Consider the following 19,990-nt stretch of genomic DNA (forward strand, 5'->3'; position numbering starts at 1 on the left):
TCCCTTTGTTTTTCCATTGCCTCATCAAAATGTCCGTAATCAAGTACCCGGATAAAACAAAAAATACGCCAACACCCAAAAATCCACCAGGTGCCTGGTCTACAATTTTATTGACATTTTCCATGGCAAATTGAGTGGTGCCCCCCGAACTACTGATCACATGGCCATTATCTAAGTTATTGGATAGCCCTTTTAAAATGGAATCTCCATAAAACAAGCTGTTATCGTAAAACGATGAAGCCTGGCTCTCCCCATCCGAAGAATCGTTTTGACTTTCATTTTGATTTTCACCTTGACTTACGTTGTCCTTTTCCTTTTGTTGATCACCACAGGCTGCAGTAAATATAGCAAAAATGATCATAAGCAAACTAAGAAATATTTTTTTCTTCATATCATTAGATACCTCCTGTATGTTGATGAAGACTTGCTGGTTTTCCCTACTCTTCGCAAAATAGATAGTTAACAAACATGGATCATGGCTCAGAGCTCAAGGCGTAAACTCCCCTTTCTATAATGATCTCAATAAAATATGATCCTAAGGGAATCCCAAGATCCCTTTCACTACAAAGGTCAAACGAGAGGAATAAAGATTAGGTGAAGAAGAGGTTGATATGAAATAAAGAATGAGAAAAATTATAAGGGAGCTTTTACGTCGCTAAGGAAAAATGTTATACATAACAAAAGCCATACATTCATTGAGAGATTGGAACGGATGGCTTAATTGAAAACACTAAAGAAGGGTTCGGAACCATGCTGATTTGACTGATATATCATTATAGAGTCAATGAGTCACATGACGAAGGTTTAACTGGAATATATCGGCTATACCGTATTTTTTGTGAAATTCCTATCCTAAAGTGAGACCCCCTCCCGTCTGGGATTCAACTATGAAAAATAGTTGAATTGGATTTTGACTCAAGTTGGTACCGCTAATGTTTATCTAATTTTTGTTCCAAAACTACGGTTTGCAGCAAACGGGTGCTGTTCCGGAATAAAGACAGCATCCGAATTGCCATCTTAGGGACATTTTGTGGAATAAGGACAGCAGGCGCTTTCTTGGAAAAAGCCATGAAAAAAGCTTAGACTACATTTCAGAAGAATAGCCTAAGCCTTTTTGTCTTGATTTTATATAAACATTCAAACGATAAATCAGTTCAACTAGAACCTGCTTCCAGAAGCTGCTCCCTTCGGTGATATACGTTCAATTTCTTCCAGATCTTCATTTGTAAGGGGAATTTGAGTGGCTTCGAGATTTTCTTTGACTCTTTCTAACCGCTTGGTTCCTGGAATGGGGACGATTTGATCTCCCTGTGCCAACAGCCATGCCAACGCAAGCTGGGCAGTCGTACATCCTTTTTGCATAGCCATTTTTTCAATACGGGAAGCTAATTCTACATTTTTAGTGAAATTTGCACCTTGAAAACGAGAATACATCTCCTGTGGGTAATTTTCTGAAAGATCATCCAATTTTTTAACCTGACCCGTCAAGAATCCTCTGCCCAGTGGACTGTATGGGACGAGACCGATCCCTAGTTCTTTGAGAAGCGGCAAAACTTCATCTTCCACGTCTCTGCTCCATAAAGAATATTCCGTTTCCACTGCGGTTATCGGATGTACCTGATGTGCACGGCGAATGATGTCAGCTGGTGCTTCTGACAGGCCGATATAACGAATCTTACCTTGTGTGACGAGATCATCCAAGGTTCCGATGGTCTCTTCAATAGGAACATTCGGGTCGTATCGATGCTGATAGTAGAGATCAATGTAATCGACTCCGAGGCTATACAGACTGGCATCAACCGACTTTTTAATATAAGCCGGATCACCCTTATAACCTTGATTATGAGTAATTCCAAATTTCGTTGCGATCACAGCTTCATCACGCCTGCCCTTTAATGCCTTGCCCAACAACTTTTCATTATCTCCAAACCTTGCCTGAAGATAACCATCATTTCCGTAAAGGTCTGCGGTGTCAAACATAGTGACACCATCATCCAAAGCTCCTCGAATTGTATCAACAGAAGATTGGTCGTCGGGCATGGTCATCGTACCATGTCCGACAGCGGAAACTTCCAACCCTTCGTTCCCTAGCTTTCGTTTTGGAACGTCTTGATTATTAATCATCAGAATGTCCTCCTTTGATTCGTGATATGCTTTTATCTTAACGAATAAACTTGGTTACAACCACTGCATGTTTATACTAGTAATGTTATTAACAGGATTTAAAAATTGCCCATATTAAAACACCTGTATCAACCAGTTAAAGTTGAACAAATCCTTTTATCTTAAGCAAAATGAAAGCTATACTGGTAATGCAATGAGAAAGGAATGAATCAAGTATTATGCAAAAAAGTGTACATTCCAAAGTGTTTGGCCAATTTTTAAAGTCCAGGCGAGAACGAGTTCAGCCTGAAGAAGCCGGCATTCACATGACCTCGGGAAGACGAAGAACTCCGGGACTGCGCCGGGAAGAGGTTGCTTATCTTAGCCACGTTAGTGTGACGTATTATACTTGGCTAGAACAGGGAAAAGACATTCAACCTTCACGGGATATTTTAATGAATATTGGCCAGGCGTTACAGCTTAGTCCTGACGAGAAAGAACATCTTTTCAACTTAGCGTATAATGAAGCATTATCATTGCCGAATGAAGAACAATATAATAATTCATTACAAGCCACAATCGACAATTTACCATTTCCATCCTTCATTACAGATCAGCGTTCCAAGGTTATTTTTTGGAATCGAGGGGCCGAAACAATGCTTTTTCCGTTTTCTTCTTGTTCTTCTGAAGAACGGTATTTACTACAACTCCTATTTTTGGAGGGAAGTATTCGGAATCGTATTCAAAATTGGGATGAGTTTTCAACCTATTCGGTTGCAATCTTTCGGGGCATTTATGAGCGCTTTCCGGAGGACCCCATTCTTAATCAACTCCTTTTAAATCTAAAACAGCAAAGCAATTTGTTTCAAAATCTATGGGAACAGCATCACATTGAGCAGAAGAAGGTTAGTTTCATTTCGATAAATGATGAGCAAGGCCAAACCATTCATTTCCGCATTCATTCCGCTACCCACGTGGATGGAAACGAAAATCTTTTTTGGTGTATGTATGTTCCTGTCTCTTAAAGTACTGTCAACAGCAAATTTAACGTGTGGTTAAATTCACCCTTGATCTTCCTCAAACGGGCGCGAATCTTTAATAAGGAGTGGCGCCAGTATTCGAATCATAGAGCTGTATTCTGGAATAACATCGATTTAAAATGATTTAATGAATTTTAAATCGACTAAACGGTCATTCAACGATAAATTGATATTAAATATTTTAAAATGATGGAGGGGTTTTTGAGTGGATTTGAATTACGAAGTTAATGGTAACGGGCATCTGAACTGTGTGGCCATATTCATGATTTGATAGAAGAAGGAGCTAGCTATGCCAAGAACACCAGAAGAAAATGAACGCATTCGCCAGTCAGCCAAGGAAAAAATTCAAAAGGCTGCAATGGCATTGTTTATCAGACAGGGTTATCATGCTACTTCCATTAGTGATGTGGCCAAAGAAGCAGGCATATCGAAAGGCTTACTTTACAATTACTATAAAGGGAAAGAGGAACTTCTGGCTACAATGGTTGAGACCAGAATTAGGGAACTGGTTGAAGTAATGGAAAGCGCGAAGTCAAATAGGAAACCAGATGAGCAACACAGGTATATCATAGAAGGTGCTATTGATAACGTCTATCAAAATCCGGAGGTATTCCGTTTTATCTGCATTTGCAAACACAGCCGGAAGCAGATTTGGACTTGATCCAATACAGTCGTTTACTTATTGAAGAAAACGCCAGACAGTTCGAGTTTCAGTGTGACATTTTTGAAGAAATCGGAGAGGAGAAACCTAGAAATCGTTCATTATACCTTTCATCCGTGCTTCAAGGAACCATGTTGATGTTATCTACTTATCCGCAACAGTTTCCTATACAACGTAAAAGTGTAATGTATAAAAGGAATTGCAAAAACTAATGGCGTTAGTTACAATGTAACTAACGCCATTAGTTTTTTGGAGGAAAAACGATGAGAATAACGAAATTGAACAATATTTATCAATTGGCTTTTATGCCAAGGTTCTTTCCAGTCAATTGTTATTTGGTCGAGGAAGAGGAGTATCTTACGTTAATTGATGCAGGGTTATCCTTTAGCAAAAAAGCTATCTTAAAAACAGCGGCTTATATAGGGAAACCGATACGTAAAATTGTATTAACGCATGTGCATAGCGACCATATAGGAGCATTGGACGGCCTCAAAGAGGAGCTCTTAGATGATGTCGAAGTATTACTGCCTAAGCGAGAAGCGAAGCTGCTTACAGGTGATCTTTCTTTAGAAAAAGGCGAAGGGAATAGGCCGGTTAAAGGCGGAATACCGAAGAACATCACAACAAGGCCAGATACTTTATTAGTAGACGGAAATCAAATAGGTTCTTTGTCAGCTATTCATTCACCTGGTCACACTCCAGGAATGATGGCGTTTTTGGATATTAGAAATAACAGCTTAATAGCAGGAGACGCCTTTCAAACAAGAGGAGGAATGGCAGTATCAGGTGATATGCGTTGGCGTTTTCCGTTTCCCACTTGGGCTACATGGAATAAAGAAGTTGCAATAGATTCTGCTGAACGTTTATTAAATTACAAGCCTTCCTTACTTGCAGTGGGTCATGGAGACTTAATCATTGATCCAGAAAAGAAGATGGTACAAGCGATAGAAGGTGCAAAAAATTATTAAGGGAGCTATAGTAACATGTCACGCCGCACTAGACTTAATCAAGAAATGATAACGAACAAAGCACTGGAAATAGCTGATAGAAATGGAATGGAAACTGTAACGATGGCCGCCTTAGCCGGTGAGTTAACGATAAAATCACCTTCTTTATATAATCATTTCAAAGGCTTAACAGAAGTCAAGCAAGCGATGTCTGTCAAAGCAATAGACCTTCTTTACCAACATTTAAAAGAAGCAGGTATAGGTAAAAAGGAAGGTTCTGAGACCATTCGAGCTATCGGGAAAGCTTATATTGAGTTTGCCAAACAACATCCAGGGACATATGATGCTTCAATAACTGCCCCGTATCCTTACTCTGAAAATTTCCAATTAGCTGGAGAAGCAATTGTCGGTTTGATAAGGGAATCCTTGTCTGTTTATTCCTTGAATGAAAAAGAAATAATGCATGTCGTAAGAGGATTAAGAAGTTTATTACATGGACTCGTAGATTTAAAAAGAAAAGGGGGCTTTAATCTTCAAGTGGATATTGAAGATTCACAAGAAATGAGTCTTGAAACGTTCATAAACGGATTGAATCGTTAACAAATGAAAGACAATTGAAGTTCAATTTTTAAATTTTTCTTAGCTGAATCAATATGTGAGCGCGGTGGTAGTCGTCTTTCAAGCACATTATTGGAAGAAGTGCATTACTCGTAAGATAAATGTGTTTAGCAAAGTTACAATGGGACAAATCGATTTTAAAACTATCAATAGTTGAATCGAAACCGCCCGCTTGTTAAAAAACTTACCAGCTGGAGGTTTTTAATTGCAGTTTGTAGTATATGTGAGTAGGAAATAATTCAGTTGTTCCAGCGATCAAACAAGGGCCATGGCCATTTATCTAGGTATATATTCATGCATTATTTTCGGCTCACTAATAGAGAAACGTTGAACCTGGAGAAAACAATCTAATGTTGTTATTTTTCTAAATAGATGAAGGGAATACTGTGGTATAATCTATTAATAAGAAAGGAGGCTGGAAGTATTGAGTGATAACGATATTCTTCAACAGATTCTAGGTACGGTTCAAAGTATGGAAAAACGTCTTCAACACGTGGAAACCAATATGGCGACTCGTGAAGAAATGCAGGATCTGGTAAAAGAAGAGACAAAATCGCTTGCGACGCAGGACATGCTGAAGGATCTGGCGACGAAAGATATGTTGGAGGACTTGGCAACGAAAGACATGCTGGAGAATCTGGCGACGAAAGATATGCTGGAGGATTTGGCGACGAAAGACATGCTGAAGGATCTGGCAACAAAAGATATGCTGGAGGATCTTGCGACGAAAGACATGTTAGAGGATTTGGCAACAAAAGATATGCTGGAGAATCTGGCAACAAAAGACATGTTGGAAGGTTTAGCGACAAAAGAGTCGCAGAAGCATCTTGCCACGAAAGCGGATACCGCCGGTCTGCAGCAGCAAATGGATTCACTGCAGGAGACGGTGGACCGCATGGAGCGTAAACAGAACGTCATACAGGATCAAACGGGAAAATTGTCTGAATACCACATGCATGTAACAATGGAGCTTTCAGAAGTGAAAGGCAGCGTTGCTTTTCACAACCATAAGCTGAACGACGTCGAACGGAAATTGTTTAAAATGAAGGACTCCCTGTAAAAAGCACCGGCGGTATACAGACTGCCATAAACCATCTCGTCTCTCTACACCCCGCGGAACCCGGATCCATACCCACGATGCCGAATTCCCCCTGTATCCACAGCTCTTCTATCACATCATTTATATGTTACCGGGAAAATAAACCGAACTATGTTTCTTATGATGTTGTATGACAACACGCGTCTTTTTTTATATAACCAGAGCAGCAGAATAATTGGATGATAAAGTGTCTGGTACAAAATCATTTTTAAATATTATCCGAACCATTTTCCGACGAAGGTGCCGCTGTCTTCTTCGGATGATTGTTCGGATATATTTGTGCCATTTGACGAATGTATTGGTATGGGTGTGTCTGCGATGCTGTCATGAAGATATTCTCTGTTCAGCACCCGGGTGGCTGGTAAAGCTGCTGTTTTGACGGGTAACTGCGGCGATTTGGCTGGTAGAGCCTCCATCCAGTCTCCCTCTGCCCGGGTAGGTATTCGAAATGTCGGCGCCATGCCTAGTTGACCTCGGTTCACCAAAAATCCGAACGGAAGAACATAATGCTCAAGCACTGTATCCCAATCCATTGTTCGTATGATTGGCCGCCTGCTATTTTTCTCTGCCGGTTGTCATTCTATTTTCTTATGGTGCAGCGGCATTTCTTTTACATATACCAGAATAATATTCGAGTATATGTTGAATAAAATGCTTTTCACACCGCATCAGACATAGACTTTCAATATAAAAAACGAACATTTGATAGTTTATTTACGAAAAAAGTTCGTCAAAGACATTGATGAAATATGTCGAAAAGTGTTATAACTAGTAGTATTGGTTATGATAATTTTTTATTTATCTGGAGTGATTGGTTTGGATTTTTCCCGTTCCTATGAAGCCATTAAGCAGATTGCCGATCAGATTTATGCGAACCCGGAGCTGGGTTATAAGGAGACGAATACGAAAGAGCTGGTGCTGGATTACTTAACGCAGGTGAATCCGGATATCGACGTGCAGTATTTCAGCACGACCGGATTCAGGATCACTCTCGGAAGCGGGGAGAAGCCGCTAAACATCGCGTTCATTGCAGAACTTGATGCGGTATACGCTCCGTCGCATTTCCGGGCTGGTCTGGAAAACGGGGCGGCTCACAACTGCGGGCATTATACGCAGGTGGCGATTGCACTTGCGTTGTACCAGCAGCTTTTTGAAAGCGGAAGGTACGAGGCTTTTGATTATAAGCTTTCCTTTATTTTCGTACCGGCGGAGGAGTATCTGGATCTGGCATACAGAGAAGAGCTCCGCCGCGAGGGTACGATCACCCATTACGGCGGAAAGCCGGAAGCCGTGCGCTTGGGCGTGTTTGATGACATTGATATCAGCATGTGCGTGCACGCCATCGGCGGAGAGTTCGAACAGCGGACCGTGGAAGTGAACAGTGACCTGGCCGGCTTTTTATACAAGAAATACCACTTTAAAGGCAAAGCTTCTCATGCCGGACTGGATCCTTTCTCATCGGTGAATGCCTATAACATCTCTACACTGTTTAATACGGCGGTTGGGTTGTCCCGGCAGCAGATCGATGAAAAAGAGATGGTACGCATGAATCCGATTGTGATGGATTCGGACATGTCGACGAATGTGGTTCCCAACCATATTACGGTGGGGACGGACCTCCGCGCGCAGTCTCTGACGTATATGAAAGAAGCGGCGGACCGCCTGGACCATGCTGCAGAAGGATCGAGCCGGGCGCTGATGGGGGATGTCGATATCGAAACACAGATGGGGTATCTGCCTTTTAAGCAAGACCGCTATTTATCAACGTTTGCAAAAGCAGCGTTTGAGAAAAACAATCAGATTCCAAAGCTCATGAGCAGTAATCCGATTAGTGCGGCAGGGGATATCGGCGATTTATCCTACATGATGCCGTGCATCCAGATTGGATACAGCGGCTTTACCGGTACCATCCACGGCGATGATTTTATTGATATCGATCCGGTTTTCATTTATCAGATTTTCCCGCAGTTCCTGGTGGAAGTGCTGGAGGAGATGAATGGAAACATAGATAGAGAGAAGGTCTACAGCAGAAGCTATGAAGATTATTTAAACGTTATTTCTTCCATGACGGAATAGGCAGGAGGACACAAAAATGAACAAAGTAAATGCGGTACTGCTTCTTGTTTTTGCATTGGTTATTATTACGATCGCAGAGCTGATCGGTATTCAGAGTATTACGATCGCGAGCATTACCATCAGCCTGCTTCCACTTGTTTTTGCTATTATCATTACGATGGTGCTCGGGGTGAAAGTGTTTCGTGCCGGTCTGTTAAAAAGAATCTACAGCAAGCAGAATGTTGACTTTGCGAGCAAATATCTGATTTTCATTATGCTTCCGCTGATGGCAAGATACGGCGCTGATGTGGCGCCGCAGATGGGAGAAATTCTGCAGGTTGGCTGGGTGTTCATTATCCAGGAGCTCGGCAATTTGGGAACCGTACTAATCGGACTGCCGATTGCTCTGCTGATCGGGCTGCGCCGCGAAGCTATCGGCGCAACGCTTGGTATCGGACGGGAAGGGGAGCTCGCCTACATTTCCGAAAAGTACACACTCGAGTCCGACGAAGGACGCGGCGTTCTCTCCCTGTATATCATCGGGACGATATTCGGGGCCTTGTTCTTCAGTATCATTGCGCCTGTACTGCTCGATCTCGGCTTTCGTCCGGAGGCGCTTGCGATGGCGTCGGGTGTCGGCTCAAGCAGTATGATGACCGGTGCCTCGTCCACCCTGGTCGCGCGGCTGCCGGAAATGGAAAGCACGATAACGTCCTATGCGGCTGCCAGTCAGCTCTTAACCAGCTTTCTTGGAACATTCACCATGATCTTTCTGGCCGCTCCGCTGCAGCAGTTCATGTATAAATTCTTGATTAGGAGTGACCGGACATGACGGCAGGTCTGAATCAATACGTAAAATATGCGCTCGTACTGCTTCTCAGTATTGCTCTTATATTATTCACCCAGGAAATAAAACTGGTGAAAAATCCGGAAAGCACGCCGGTGACGTGGTTAACGATAGCAGGGCTGTTCAGCCTCTATCTTTTCTCCATGATGGGCATCGGCATCTCACAGATTATGAAAAAAATAGATATCTCGTTTTTGAGAAACTTCCCTATTCTGGGGTGGGTTTCGATTACGTCGCTTGTGATGTGTTTAATCTTTGACTTTTTCGTCACAGCGATTCAGGCGGTGGACTTCTTGTCCATTACGACACCGATTCTGACGTTTGCCGGCATATCTGTCGTGGACCGGCTCGCGGATCTGCGGAAATCGTCATGGAAAATCGGCATCGTTGCCATATTCGTTTTCATCGGAACCTATGTTGTCAGCGCGCTGATCGCTCAATTCGGGCTGACGCTGGCCGGCTGACGGATTTACTTTTTACGTAGAAATACCCGCAAAAAAACGCACGGTGCATTTCATTATGAAATACCGTGCTTTTTTTATTCTTAACCCTTGTAACACGATGTATGAAGTTTTATACTGTAGTGTATTCATAGAAAGGAATGATCCGGGTATTCGTAAAAGAGCCAAATGGCTTTGGCAGCATCCATCGCAGAGCCGCCGCCGATGCCGATAATCCAGTCAGGCTGGAAGGATGCAAGCTCCTCCGCTCCCTGTTTAACCATCTCGGCGGTTGGCTCTGTGTTATATCCTTACGCTGCTTAAATGAAGAATTAGTGGGTACCGGCAGAAATCCATGGACACTAACTGCCGGTACCGGGAGTCACAGTGTCCTCCGGCTGATCTTTTGTGGACACTAGGTAGGTTGTCGGACGATAAAGTGTCCACGGAGCTGCTGCGGCTCTGTTGCAGATGACCCCCTTGTGCGTTGGAATGAAAATGTACGGCCGCAGCGCATTCAAAAGATCTGCGTGTCTTCCATGTTCACTGCGCTCGGGCTGTGCTATGATGGGAACAGGTGAGAAATCATCCTTTATTTCAGCGCCAAGGGTGGTTTCTTTTTTATGCTCAACCGTCGTATCCGCAACGCTTGGAAGGGGTGTTAGTCTTTGAAAAACACAATGTATATTATAATAGGAACACTGCTGTTTGCTCTGGCGGTATCACAGCTGGGGATGCCAAACTCGATCGCTGAAGGCGGCATCGTAGGAATCGCCCTCCTAATTTATTACGGCATCGGCATTTCCCCCAGTATTTCCACTCCGATTATCTTTGTCATTCTGTTAAGCTTGGGTATCCGTTACCTGCCGCGGCATATGGTGTACAAAACCGTATTCAATGTCATTCTGTTTTCCGTGTTCATACGGTTTCTCGAGGGCAGATTCGCCCAGCCGATGGAAGACACGATGCTTGCTGCCGTGTTTGCCGGCATTATTACCGGTGCCGGATTCGGCTTTATCTATCAGGCAGGGAGCTCCGTCGGAGGTACATCGATCATTGCCCGCGTATTAAACCGGCAGCTGGGCTGGGATCTAACCGGTACAACGCTTGCTCTCGATGCCGCGGTCGTCATTGTGGGGATATTCATTATCGGTCCCGTGAGTACAATGTATACCTTGATCACGCTTTATATAGGCAAGGTGGTTACGGATTTTGTGCTCGGCGGTTTTGATTCCAAAAAAGCGATCAACATCGTGTCGAAGCATTCCGAAGACATATCGAAGCGCATTACTCATGATCTTGCTTCCAGTGCCACCGTGTTTTACGGAGAAGGAGAGTATATGAGAGAGCAGCGGCGGGTGTTGTACATCGTTGTGCACACGCATAAACTGCTTCAGTTAAAACGTGTCATCAAAGAAGTAGATCCGGATGCCTTTATCGTCGTTCATAACGTAAAAGACGTATCCGGCGGGTTTATTTCCGGGGTACCGGTTGAATGATTATCACGGCGGCAGGCAGCATTGCCTTTTCCTCCTCTATGTGTTAAGTTATTATTTCCTGCACTGATAATCATTTTCAATCAAGATATGTAGCAATCAAGGGGGATATCCGCGTGCTGCGCCGCTTTGCTTCCTATTATAAACCATACAAGAAACTATTCACCCTTACGTTCACGTGCGCGATTTTTGTGGCGCTTCTGGATCTTGCTTTTCCGCTCGTTGTAAACCGGGTGGTGGATACGCTGCTTCCGCAAGGTAATATTTCTGTTATTATCTGGGCGTGTATCGGTTTGTTCTTCCTATACATCCTTAACACCGGCGCTCATTTTATTGTGACGTATTGGGGCCACCGGCTTGGTATCAATATTGAAACCGATATGCGCGACGAATTGTTTGATCATATGCAGCGGCTTTCTTACACGTATTATGACAACAACAAAACCGGTCATCTGCTTTCCCATTTAACAAATGACCTGTTTGAAATCGGGGAAGTGGCACATCACGGCCCGGAAGATGTATTTATTGCGCTCGTCACGCTGTTCGGATCATTCGGAGTGATGTTGTATATTAACGTCAAACTGGCCGTACTCACCTTTTTGATTGTTCCGGTACTGATCCTGATTATTATCTTCTGCCACCGCCGGATGGCTGCGGCCATGAAATATATGCTGAACAGGATGGCCGACTTTAACGCCCGGGTGGAGGATACTGTGGGCGGTATTCGTCTCGTGCAGGCGTTTGCGAATGAGCGTCACGAGCAGAAATTATTTCACCGTGACAATCAGAATTTCAAACAGGCAAAAATCTGGTCCTACCGCATTATGGGCCTGAACAACTCGCTCAGTTATATGATGATGCGCATGATGACGTTGTTCGTTCTGTTGTGCGGGGCTTATTTCATCGTCCAGGGCGATATGTCGATCGGCGACTTTATGGCGTTCATTCTGCTCACCAATATCTTTTTCCAGCCGATTGAAAAAATCAACGCCATTATTGAGAGTTATCCGAAAGGGTACGCAGGTTTTAAACGATACATTGCCCTGCTTGATACAGAGCCTGATATAGTGGACGCTCCCGGCGCCAAACCGCTTCCTGAAGTGGAAGGAAACATTGCCTACAGCGGGGTGCGTTTCGGCTATGATGATAACCGTTCGATTGTCGACGGCATTGATTTATCAATTGAGGCAGGGGAGACGGCGGCGTTTGTCGGTCCTTCCGGCGCCGGTAAAACGACGCTGCTCAGTCTGCTTCCGCGTTTTTATGATATTCAGGACGGAGCGATTACGATAGACGGGGAAGATATCCGCAATGTGCAGCTTTCGTCTCTGCGGCGGCAGATCGGGATTGTGCAGCAGGATGTTTTCATGTTTTCCGGGACGCTTCGCGATAATATCCGCTACGGCAGTCTTCATGCGTCAGACGACGAAGTATGGGAAGCGGCACGGTGCGCGGAACTGGAGTCTTTTGTGGAGGAGCTTCCGGAAGGACTGGACACGGTTGTCGGTGAACGTGGAGTGAAATTGTCCGGCGGGCAGAAACAGCGCCTGTCGATTGCGCGCATGTTTCTGAAAAACCCGCCCATTCTGATTTTGGACGAAGCGACGTCCGCCCTCGATACAGAAACCGAACAATCCATTCAGCGGTCCTTAAATGAACTCGCTCAAGGCAGAACGACCCTGATTATCGCCCACCGGCTGGCCACCATCCGCCACGCGGACAAAATCATTGTCGTGACACCCGGTGGTATCGAAGAACAGGGTACCCATGATGCACTGCTCGCACACGGCGGTCATTACGCCAAACTCCATGGCGCCCAGCACGCCTATGTATAGCCATGAAAAATGGACTGGATACCAGAGGTGATACACTCTCTCTGATCCAGTCCTTTTCCTTTTCTTTTTCTTTTTCTTTTCCTTCCGTTATGCTACGATTAGCTAACATAGCTAATGAAGAAAGGAGGAGAAATCATATGATTGTCCGCTCCACCGAATTGCAGAATAATTTTGGGAAGTATTTGAGGGTGGCAGCAAAAGAAGACGTTATTGTAACCCGAAACGGGGTTGAAATTGCGAGATTGGTCTCTAAAGAAGGACATTCTGAAGAGGAGCTGCAGGAAAGTACAGTGCAGGAATCGGCGGCATCTTATCATTTCAGAGGGAGGACAGCCACTTTTGAAGAGTTTTTAGAGCTGACCAGTGATGGGGAAACACGTTATGAGTATATGGACGGGAAAATTTATCTTCTCAGCTCACCCAGAGTTTCCCACCAATACGTTATAACACAATTACTTCCTATTTTTCACCAATGGGCCGGGGATAGTGGATGCATACCATTCACTGCGCCTTATGATATCCGTCCCAAAAGACCGTACGATGATAATCCCAATGTAGTGCAGCCTGATCTAATGATTATCTGCGATTTGAATGATAACCTGAATGATCAGGATTACTATACAGGGGTGCCCTTATTGGTGGTTGAAATCTTATCAGAAAGTACGCAGGGCAGGGATCTTGTTAAAAAGCTGGACCTCTATATGGAGTGCGGTGTCAAAGAATACTGGATTGTCGATCCATTGGAAAAGAAACTGATCATCTATCATTTTAAAGATCAAAAGATTCATCAAACTGCTATGTGCAAACCCCCTGAATCTGCCAGGTCTTTTTTGTTTGAAGGACTTTCCGTAGAACTGAATCAGTTATTTATGCCGTAAAGGAAGGAATTCCGTTTAGCTGAATACGAGACATGGAACCTGTTCTCTCATCCACTCTCTTGTCTGAACGGTTACGAGGGGTATATATAAAATATTTTTTAATGATGACCGCCGGCAGAAGTGGAATGTTGATCCGCGTTGAGTATCTGTTGTTCTCTTTCACTTAGATTTCCCACACCGATGCGCTTCGTAACCTGGAGACTGTGTTCATTGACAGGAATATCGGCACGAAGGCGGTACAGCCCGTCCTCCGGGAACTCAACCGATGTTTCCGGCGTGCCGTCCTCCTGCGGTTCTATGGCTGTTGTTTCAATCGTCCCTTTTTCAGACGAGGACAATGTTATCGCTATATTCTCCTGTATTTCATACGGCTCACCGTTCTGGAGCACGTGAACCTGAACGGGTTCCGGTCCACCGGCAGCAATCGGCTTGTCCGTATGAATGAAGGCACTCACCGGTGTCTGATTGTTGTAATCGGCGTGATTGTTCACATCAAGAGACGAACAGGCGCCAAGCAGCAGGAACAGAACAGGTATCGATATTTTCTTCATTATGTTTCCCTCTTTTCGTTCAAGTCATGTGAAAGAAAGACCGCAGTCGGCTGATTCGTCGGATGAAGAGATAATCCAGAGCATACAAAATGAGCACCGACAATCCGAACAGCGGGAAGACGATACCAAAACAGACCACAAGGATGACAAAGCCGCGGAACTTCCAGGCGCTCATGCTTTTAGGGGCGCCGAGTTTTCCGGATGGACGCCGGGTCCACCAGAGAAGGATGCCGGTCAGGATAATACCGATTAAGCCAAGGCAGATAAGCAGTCCGAACAACTGGTTCCAGATACCGAACTGAAGTCCTTTATGGATGGTAATCCCCATTGCCATCATTTTGGCGAGAGGCGGATACTGCTCCCACCGGTAATCCGCCAGGATACTGCCGTTATACTGATTGATATGCATCGTCACTTCGTTCTGGGCCTGGTTTGGAAACGCCGAGACGGTGAAAACCCCTGTTTCTGATGACGGATAATACACATTATATCCGGACACGATCCCGGTCCGCTCTGCGGTATTTACGACGTGGTCAATCGAAATCCGTTCATACGAATTTCCGGCATACGATTCCGGCACCGGCATCTGTTCCGCGGCCCAGGAAACGTCCCCTTTGTCTTTGGTTACAGTGTCGGATACAGGGGCATCTCCCACCCATATAGAAGGGGGATAGCCGATGCCCATACTGGTTGTAATGCGCTGAAACCCGTCTCCCCAGAAGCCTGTCCAAAGCATCCCGGTCAGTAAAAAGAAAAGCAGACCGCCTGAAATCCAGAATGCAGGGACGGAGTGTAACCGCCGTCGTTTCTGCCGCTTATTGTCGGAAGGACCAGGCAGAAAACTTTTCCGGTTCGCCATCTGACTGCGGGACGGCCACCAGAGGTACAGCCCGCTGACAAGCATGAATATCGTCCAGCAGGCAGCGGTTTCGACGATCCGGTCGCCTGTCGTTCCGAGCATTAATTCACCGTGGAATTCCTCGACCCGGTCCATCAGCCGGTTTTGGTTAAGCAGTGTTCCGGTTATATCAAGGGAATAAGGATTCACAAATACGGTCATCCCTTCCCCGGAAGCGGTCGTAATACCGACTTCGGAGGCTTGTCCCACCCCGCCCGGAGGCTGATAGCGTGTGATGTCAGCTTTCGGCCTTTCATCGAGAACCGCCTGTGTAACCGCGGAGGCCTCATGCCGCTCACCTTCCGCCGCGACCTCGGTATAGTCCTGGTAGAGCCAGTGTTCAATGTTACCCCGGAATAAATACGAAGCCCCCGTCACCGCCAGCATCAATAAAATCGGGGCGAGAATAATGCCGGCATAAAAATGCCAGCGCCAGAAAATATTATAGTTTTTCTGTTGTTCTTTTTTGATTGAATGACCCATCATACCTGCTCCTTCTGTGCGGGGGATAAACACTTACATTTTAATGTATGCCTGTAAGGCTGACTGTAGATATTCTGTGAATGTTCTTTTTTTCACAAAAGGGACATTTCTTTTTTATAGACACGAAATAGTCTATAATGAGAAAAGAAGAGAAACCAACTAGTCGGTGCAGTAGTATTACAGGCAAACGGACATAACAGGTAAAACAGAATAGGACAGTATGAATGAAACAGTTCTGTTCTGTGAATTTTCAGGTTGTAAGGATGATATACATGAGTACGAACGAATCAACAGACGTGATTCTGGTTGGTGCCGGTATTATGAGCGCAACAATCGGCAGTCTTTTAAAAGAACTGGCACCGGATTGGAACATTACGGTATTGGAGAAACTGAAACATTCAGGAGAAGAAAGCTCCAACGAATGGAATAACGCAGGCACCGGTCACGCGGCGCTGTGTGAACTGAACTATACGAAAGAACAACCGGATGGCTCGATCGATATCAGTAAAGCAGTGAACGTCAACGAACAGTTTCAAGTGTCCAAACAGTTTTGGACGTATCTTGTGAACAGCCGCAAAATCATTAATCCGCAGGAATTTATTATGCCGCTGCCGCATATCAGTTTCGTGCACCGGCCGGACGACGTGGAATTTTTGAAGAAGCGTTTTCAGAAGATGGCGCAGCACCCACTGTTTCAGGGCATGGAATTTTCTGAGGAAGCGGAGCAGCTGAAAGAATGGATGCCGCTGATGATGAAGAACCGCAGCCCCGAAGAGCCTGTGGCGGCAACGAAAATCGATACAGGAACGGATGTAAACTTCGGAGCGCTGACACGTAAGCTGTTTGATCAGCTGCAAAGTGAAAACGTTCATGTTCGTTATAACCACGAGGTGGAGGGTATGAGGCAGAATTCCGATGGAACATGGAGTCTGAAAGTACGCAACCACAACAGTGGGGACGCCGAAAGTCACAGGGCACGGTTTGTCTTTATCGGAGCCGGCGGCGGCAGTCTGCATCTGCTGCAGAAAGCAGGTATTCCAGAAGGGAAAGGCATAGGAGGCTTTCCGGTCAGCGGCCAGTTTATGGTCTGTAAGAATCCGGAGGTCACTGCTCAGCACCATGCCAAAGTGTACGGCAAAGCTCCGGTGGGGGCACCGCCGATGTCTGTACCGCACTTGGACACACGGTATATCGATAACCAAAAAACACTGCTGTTCGGTCCTTTCGCCGGATTCTCGCCGAAGTTTCTGAAAACCGGATCGCTGATGGATTTATTTACATCCATTCGGATGGGCAATGTGCTGACGATGCTCTCAGCCGGCGCGAAAGAAATGGGGCTGACCAAATATTTGATTGGCCAGGTTATGCAGTCGAAAGAGCAGCGCATGGAAGCACTCCGTGAATTTATTCCGGATGCCCAAAGTGAAGACTGGGAGCTGGTTGTCTCCGGACAGCGCGTGCAGGTCATCAAGGACACAGAAGAAGGCGGCAAAGGAACGCTCCAGTTCGGAACGGAAGTCGTGACCGCAGCAGACGGATCCATCGCGGCGCTCCTCGGTGCGTCACCGGGCGCTTCCACTGCCGTCCAGGTCATGCTCGAAGTACTCGAGAAATGCTTCCCGCAGTATATCGCCGGATGGACGCCGAAGATCAAGGAAATGGTGCCGTCCTACGGCCTGTCGCTGTCCGAACACCCTGAACTGATTGACGAGATTCAGGATAAAGCAGCCGAAGCACTCGACCTGAAACAGGCCGAACCGGTACCGCAGTAAAGCAGAATCAGAAAAGAAAACCTGTCCTTTAGAGCAGCCGCTCCAGAAGGGCAGGTTTTTTGTTAGGTCCTCTCGCAGCCAACGGAGAATAGAAGCAGGATTGTAAGGTATTAGTGCAGAGAGATGGTAAGACCATTTAAGAGATGGGGGAAGAAAACATACACCTACGGTAATTGTATGGTCACCCATATTATTCTCTTAATTGTACGTATTCTTAAGAGAAAGTTCGGCTGTTTTACACTGCAGTCTAAACAGAATCAGGCGACAACCACTTCGTCATTTTGTCCTGCATAGAAGAAACCCAGCTATCCGGCTCCCCTTTTTCGCTGATAATAGCATACACATCATCCATCTTCGACATTTTCACATATGTGCGTGAACCGATTTTTGATTGGTCTGCAAGAATGTATGTCCGTTCAGCCTGGTCAATCAGTTTTCTTGTGAAGAGGGCTTTATTTAGATCAAAACTGGTTATACCGTGATTAATGTCGACCCCGTCGGTGGCAATAAATGCTTTGTTCACGTAGAAATCATCCATCATGCTTTCAGCGACCGGTCCGGAAATCCGTAAATGGTCGACACTGACTTCTCCACCTATAAACAGAACCCGGGCATCTATCTCTGCCCGTCTGACATATTCTATAAGACGGTTTAAAGCTGGAATGGAACAGGTCATAATCGTTAAATTTTTTTTATCCGTTAAGAATGGAATCATCTGAAGCGGGGTGCTTCCTTCGTCGATGACGATGATGTCATTGTCTAATACCTGCTCTGCGGCTAGACGTCCGATTATCCGTTTTTCCCTGATATGAATCGATTCTCTCTCATAATGCGGCAGTTCGTTGTCCGCTGGAACGGGAACAGCTCCTCCATATACTTTTTTCAGTTTGTTTTGGTGTTCCAGATCGTCCAAATGCCGCCGAACGGTTTCTGCTGATACATTAAGTTGTTCTGCCAGATCGCTGACACGCACTTTTTTCTGCATTTCCAGCAGACCTAATATTTCCTGCTTTCGTTCTTCAGCTATAAGCGACATTACGCAACCTCCTCATTAACACAGATTATACATTATTCATTAAAAGACCAATAGGCTATTCCGCTGGTTTGGTGATTTCTTCATGAATGTAGATGTCTCTTTTCTCCAGCTCGCTGAAAATCAGCTGTGGCTCGAAGGCATCTTCAGGAATGACAACACCGTTTGCATTTACGTGATGCTGTGCCAGCAACTCTGCTGCTACGGCCATAGGAATGCCGACATTTCTCGTATACGCCCTCAAAAATTCCCAACCGGGCACTGTGCCGTCTGAACGTGGGTGCGTATGGGTTAATATATGCTGGATACGCTGATGATTTACTTCGCCTATGACTTCCACATGCAGGGCATAACCATAGAGGCTGGTGGTTTGTCCTTCTATCGAATGACCGAGGTGTTCGCTAATGCAGTCCATAATTCCAATGGACTGCCCATTAACTTCAATCGCATCATTACGGATAAAACCAAAATTGTACAGGGATTTGATTAAATTCATGTTTTCCTCCGGCCATGTGCCTCTGACCTCAATCAGCTGAACCTGTTTGTCAGCCAGCGCCTGGGCAAGTGTCTTGGTTTCGGCATGGGGGATAATATATTGAGTCGTTGTTCCATAAGGCTCAGGTAAATGAATCTTTCTCGGTCTGGCAAATGGAGGTACTACAGTAAACGAACCGTTCTCATAGACGACACGGTCTTCCAAGTTTGGATCATATTCGTATGTAGTTGTCTCCGTAATCGATTTTGAAAAAGCAATAGGGCGGAAAGATCCGTGGCTGACTCGGACACTTTCGACCGTATCCAGTTTTTGTGCTGCTGCCATCGCCATCATCTGCGTGACCCCGGGGGTCATGCCAAAACCGGCAATAAAAGCCTTTCCGTGTTCTTTAAACGTTTCGTGGGCTTTGTTCTCTTCTCCGAAGCCATTAAGATTCACTCCGTGACAACCGGCATCAGCAATGCATTGGGTGGACAGCCCATTTAAAGTTATCGTTGTTCCATCCATAACGACATCGTAACCTTTCAGTTGTTTCACGGTTTGGTCGTGTGCCCGGACATCCACAAACTGTACATCTATCCGGGGATCATTAAGCCATTCTGCTGTTTTTTCTGCTTCTTCCTGGTTGAAGTCACCAATCGTGATCGTGGAAAAAGCGGAGTGTTCCACCAGGTCGGCAATAGCTTCCCGGGCAATTTTTCCGGCGCCTCCTAAACAAAAAACTTTCATAATCAGTCT

At 45.3% G+C, this 19,990-nt stretch carries 18 protein-coding genes and 2 pseudogenes; 12 read left to right on the plus strand and 8 right to left on the minus strand.

Translation table 11 applies throughout. The annotated features are described in order from the left end of the window. Positions 1 to 391: acyltransferase family protein (locus tag BM124_RS13835; protein ID WP_212634967.1), on the minus strand; the 391-nt coding region annotated here is incomplete at its 3' end. Positions 392 to 1,158: 767 nt separating this feature from the next. Continuing rightward, entirely contained in the window at positions 1,159 to 2,124 is a 966-nt protein-coding gene (locus BM124_RS13840) for an aldo/keto reductase (RefSeq protein WP_093338385.1), read from the minus strand. Positions 2,125 to 2,342: 218 nt separating this feature from the next. On the opposite strand from BM124_RS13840, the gene BM124_RS13845 reads away from it, so the two are divergent. From BM124_RS13845 to BM124_RS13865, 5 genes and pseudogenes are all read left to right on the plus strand, one after another. Continuing rightward, positions 2,343 to 3,128, plus strand: a complete 786-nt coding sequence (locus BM124_RS13845) for an MmyB family transcriptional regulator (RefSeq protein ID WP_093338386.1) — start codon at positions 2,343 to 2,345, stop codon at positions 3,126 to 3,128. 304 nt (positions 3,129 to 3,432) lie between these two features. Further along, positions 3,433 to 4,016: pseudogene (locus BM124_RS13850) on the plus strand (TetR/AcrR family transcriptional regulator). Positions 4,017 to 4,067: 51 nt separating this feature from the next. Beyond that, the gene (locus BM124_RS13855) at positions 4,068 to 4,772 is read left to right on the plus strand and encodes an MBL fold metallo-hydrolase (protein WP_093338388.1); all 705 of its coding nucleotides are present in this window, start codon (positions 4,068 to 4,070) and stop codon (positions 4,770 to 4,772) included. A gap of 15 nt (positions 4,773 to 4,787) precedes the next feature. Next, a complete protein-coding gene (locus tag BM124_RS13860; protein ID WP_093338389.1) occupies positions 4,788 to 5,351 on the plus strand; it encodes a TetR/AcrR family transcriptional regulator in 564 nt (187 codons plus the stop codon). A gap of 442 nt (positions 5,352 to 5,793) precedes the next feature. Beyond that, complete coding sequence (locus BM124_RS13865; RefSeq protein ID WP_093338391.1) at positions 5,794 to 6,429, plus strand: hypothetical protein; 636 nt, start codon at positions 5,794 to 5,796, stop codon at positions 6,427 to 6,429. Positions 6,430 to 6,683: 254 nt separating this feature from the next. On the opposite strand, the gene BM124_RS13870 is transcribed toward BM124_RS13865, so the two are convergent. After that, positions 6,684 to 7,001 (minus strand): hypothetical protein, encoded by a 318-nt coding sequence (locus BM124_RS13870; RefSeq protein ID WP_093338392.1) that lies wholly within the window; start codon positions 6,999 to 7,001, stop codon positions 6,684 to 6,686. Between the two features lie 283 nt (positions 7,002 to 7,284). Between BM124_RS13870 and BM124_RS13875 the strand changes: the two genes are divergently transcribed. From BM124_RS13875 to BM124_RS13885, 3 genes are read left to right on the plus strand one after another with little or no spacing between them, the layout of a single operon-like run. After that, complete coding sequence (locus BM124_RS13875) at positions 7,285 to 8,544, plus strand: M20/M25/M40 family metallo-hydrolase (protein ID WP_093338394.1); 1,260 nt, start codon at positions 7,285 to 7,287, stop codon at positions 8,542 to 8,544. A gap of 16 nt (positions 8,545 to 8,560) precedes the next feature. Continuing rightward, positions 8,561 to 9,355: a DUF3100 domain-containing protein gene (locus tag BM124_RS13880; protein ID WP_093338396.1), complete on the plus strand. Its 795-nt coding sequence runs from the start codon at positions 8,561 to 8,563 to the stop codon at positions 9,353 to 9,355. Then, complete coding sequence (locus BM124_RS13885; protein ID WP_093338397.1) at positions 9,352 to 9,834, plus strand: hypothetical protein; 483 nt, start codon at positions 9,352 to 9,354, stop codon at positions 9,832 to 9,834. Before BM124_RS13880 ends, BM124_RS13885 begins: the two co-directional genes overlap by 4 nt. Positions 9,835 to 9,959: 125 nt before the next feature. On the opposite strand, the pseudogene BM124_RS13890 reads toward BM124_RS13885, so the two are convergent. Continuing rightward, positions 9,960 to 10,106: pseudogene (locus tag BM124_RS13890) on the minus strand (iron-containing alcohol dehydrogenase); the annotation flags it as partial. A gap of 372 nt (positions 10,107 to 10,478) precedes the next feature. On the opposite strand from BM124_RS13890, the gene BM124_RS13895 reads away from it, so the two are divergent. The 3 genes from BM124_RS13895 (at position 10,479) to BM124_RS13905 (ending at position 14,019) form a co-directional block, all read left to right on the plus strand. Continuing rightward, on the plus strand, positions 10,479 to 11,309 hold the full coding sequence (locus BM124_RS13895) for a YitT family protein (protein WP_093338401.1): 831 nt from the start codon (positions 10,479 to 10,481) through the stop codon (positions 11,307 to 11,309). A 113-nt stretch (positions 11,310 to 11,422) separates the two neighbouring features. After that, positions 11,423 to 13,141 (plus strand): ABC transporter ATP-binding protein, encoded by a 1,719-nt coding sequence (locus tag BM124_RS13900; RefSeq protein ID WP_093338402.1) that lies wholly within the window; start codon positions 11,423 to 11,425, stop codon positions 13,139 to 13,141. A 137-nt stretch (positions 13,142 to 13,278) separates the two neighbouring features. Further along, positions 13,279 to 14,019, plus strand: coding sequence for a type II toxin-antitoxin system prevent-host-death family antitoxin (locus BM124_RS13905; RefSeq protein ID WP_093338404.1), 741 nt, complete (start codon positions 13,279 to 13,281; stop codon positions 14,017 to 14,019). A 98-nt stretch (positions 14,020 to 14,117) separates the two neighbouring features. On the opposite strand, the gene BM124_RS13910 is transcribed toward BM124_RS13905, so the two are convergent. Together BM124_RS13910 and BM124_RS13915 are read right to left on the minus strand one after the other, a co-directional pair. Then, positions 14,118 to 14,570 carry a hypothetical protein gene (locus BM124_RS13910; RefSeq protein WP_093338405.1) on the minus strand — a complete coding sequence of 151 codons (453 nt, stop codon included), beginning with the start codon at positions 14,568 to 14,570 and terminating at the stop codon, positions 14,118 to 14,120. A gap of 19 nt (positions 14,571 to 14,589) precedes the next feature. Continuing rightward, a complete protein-coding gene (locus tag BM124_RS13915; protein WP_093338407.1) occupies positions 14,590 to 15,954 on the minus strand; it encodes a PepSY-associated TM helix domain-containing protein in 1,365 nt (454 codons plus the stop codon). 260 nt (positions 15,955 to 16,214) lie between these two features. Here BM124_RS13915 and BM124_RS13920 point away from each other — a divergent pair, with 260 nt between their 5' ends. Then, complete coding sequence (locus BM124_RS13920) at positions 16,215 to 17,723, plus strand: malate:quinone oxidoreductase (RefSeq protein WP_093338475.1); 1,509 nt, start codon at positions 16,215 to 16,217, stop codon at positions 17,721 to 17,723. 247 nt (positions 17,724 to 17,970) lie between these two features. Here BM124_RS13920 and BM124_RS13925 read toward each other — a convergent pair whose 3' ends face one another. Both BM124_RS13925 and BM124_RS13930 read right to left on the minus strand, forming a co-directional pair. Continuing rightward, positions 17,971 to 18,759, minus strand: a complete 789-nt coding sequence (locus BM124_RS13925) for a DeoR/GlpR family DNA-binding transcription regulator (RefSeq protein ID WP_093338408.1) — start codon at positions 18,757 to 18,759, stop codon at positions 17,971 to 17,973. Between the two features lie 55 nt (positions 18,760 to 18,814). Then, on the minus strand, positions 18,815 to 19,981 hold the full coding sequence (locus BM124_RS13930; protein WP_093338410.1) for a saccharopine dehydrogenase family protein: 1,167 nt from the start codon (positions 19,979 to 19,981) through the stop codon (positions 18,815 to 18,817). Positions 19,982 to 19,990 lie beyond the last annotated feature (9 nt).

Origin of the sequence: Salibacterium halotolerans, from assembly GCF_900115625.1 — a bacterium.
GTDB classification, from domain to species: Bacteria; Bacillota; Bacilli; order Bacillales; family Marinococcaceae; genus Salibacterium; species Salibacterium halotolerans.

Coding starts and splice junctions, on each gene's coding strand:
- BM124_RS13840 (WP_093338385.1), bottom strand. CDS start 2,124: ATGATTAATAATCAAGACGTTCCAAAACGAAAGCTAGGGAACGAAGGG.
- BM124_RS13845 (WP_093338386.1), top strand. CDS start 2,343: ATGCAAAAAAGTGTACATTCCAAAGTGTTTGGCCAATTTTTAAAGTCC.
- BM124_RS13855 (WP_093338388.1), top strand. CDS start 4,068: ATGAGAATAACGAAATTGAACAATATTTATCAATTGGCTTTTATGCCA.
- BM124_RS13860 (WP_093338389.1), top strand. CDS start 4,788: ATGTCACGCCGCACTAGACTTAATCAAGAAATGATAACGAACAAAGCA.
- BM124_RS13870 (WP_093338392.1), bottom strand. CDS start 7,001: ATGGATTGGGATACAGTGCTTGAGCATTATGTTCTTCCGTTCGGATTT.
- BM124_RS13880 (WP_093338396.1), top strand. CDS start 8,561: ATGAACAAAGTAAATGCGGTACTGCTTCTTGTTTTTGCATTGGTTATT.
- BM124_RS13885 (WP_093338397.1), top strand. CDS start 9,352: ATGACGGCAGGTCTGAATCAATACGTAAAATATGCGCTCGTACTGCTT.
- BM124_RS13905 (WP_093338404.1), top strand. CDS start 13,279: ATGATTGTCCGCTCCACCGAATTGCAGAATAATTTTGGGAAGTATTTG.
- BM124_RS13910 (WP_093338405.1), bottom strand. CDS start 14,570: ATGAAGAAAATATCGATACCTGTTCTGTTCCTGCTGCTTGGCGCCTGT.
- BM124_RS13915 (WP_093338407.1), bottom strand. CDS start 15,954: ATGATGGGTCATTCAATCAAAAAAGAACAACAGAAAAACTATAATATT.
- BM124_RS13920 (WP_093338475.1), top strand. CDS start 16,215: ATGATATACATGAGTACGAACGAATCAACAGACGTGATTCTGGTTGGT.
- BM124_RS13925 (WP_093338408.1), bottom strand. CDS start 18,759: ATGTCGCTTATAGCTGAAGAACGAAAGCAGGAAATATTAGGTCTGCTG.
- BM124_RS13930 (WP_093338410.1), bottom strand. CDS start 19,981: ATGAAAGTTTTTTGTTTAGGAGGCGCCGGAAAAATTGCCCGGGAAGCT.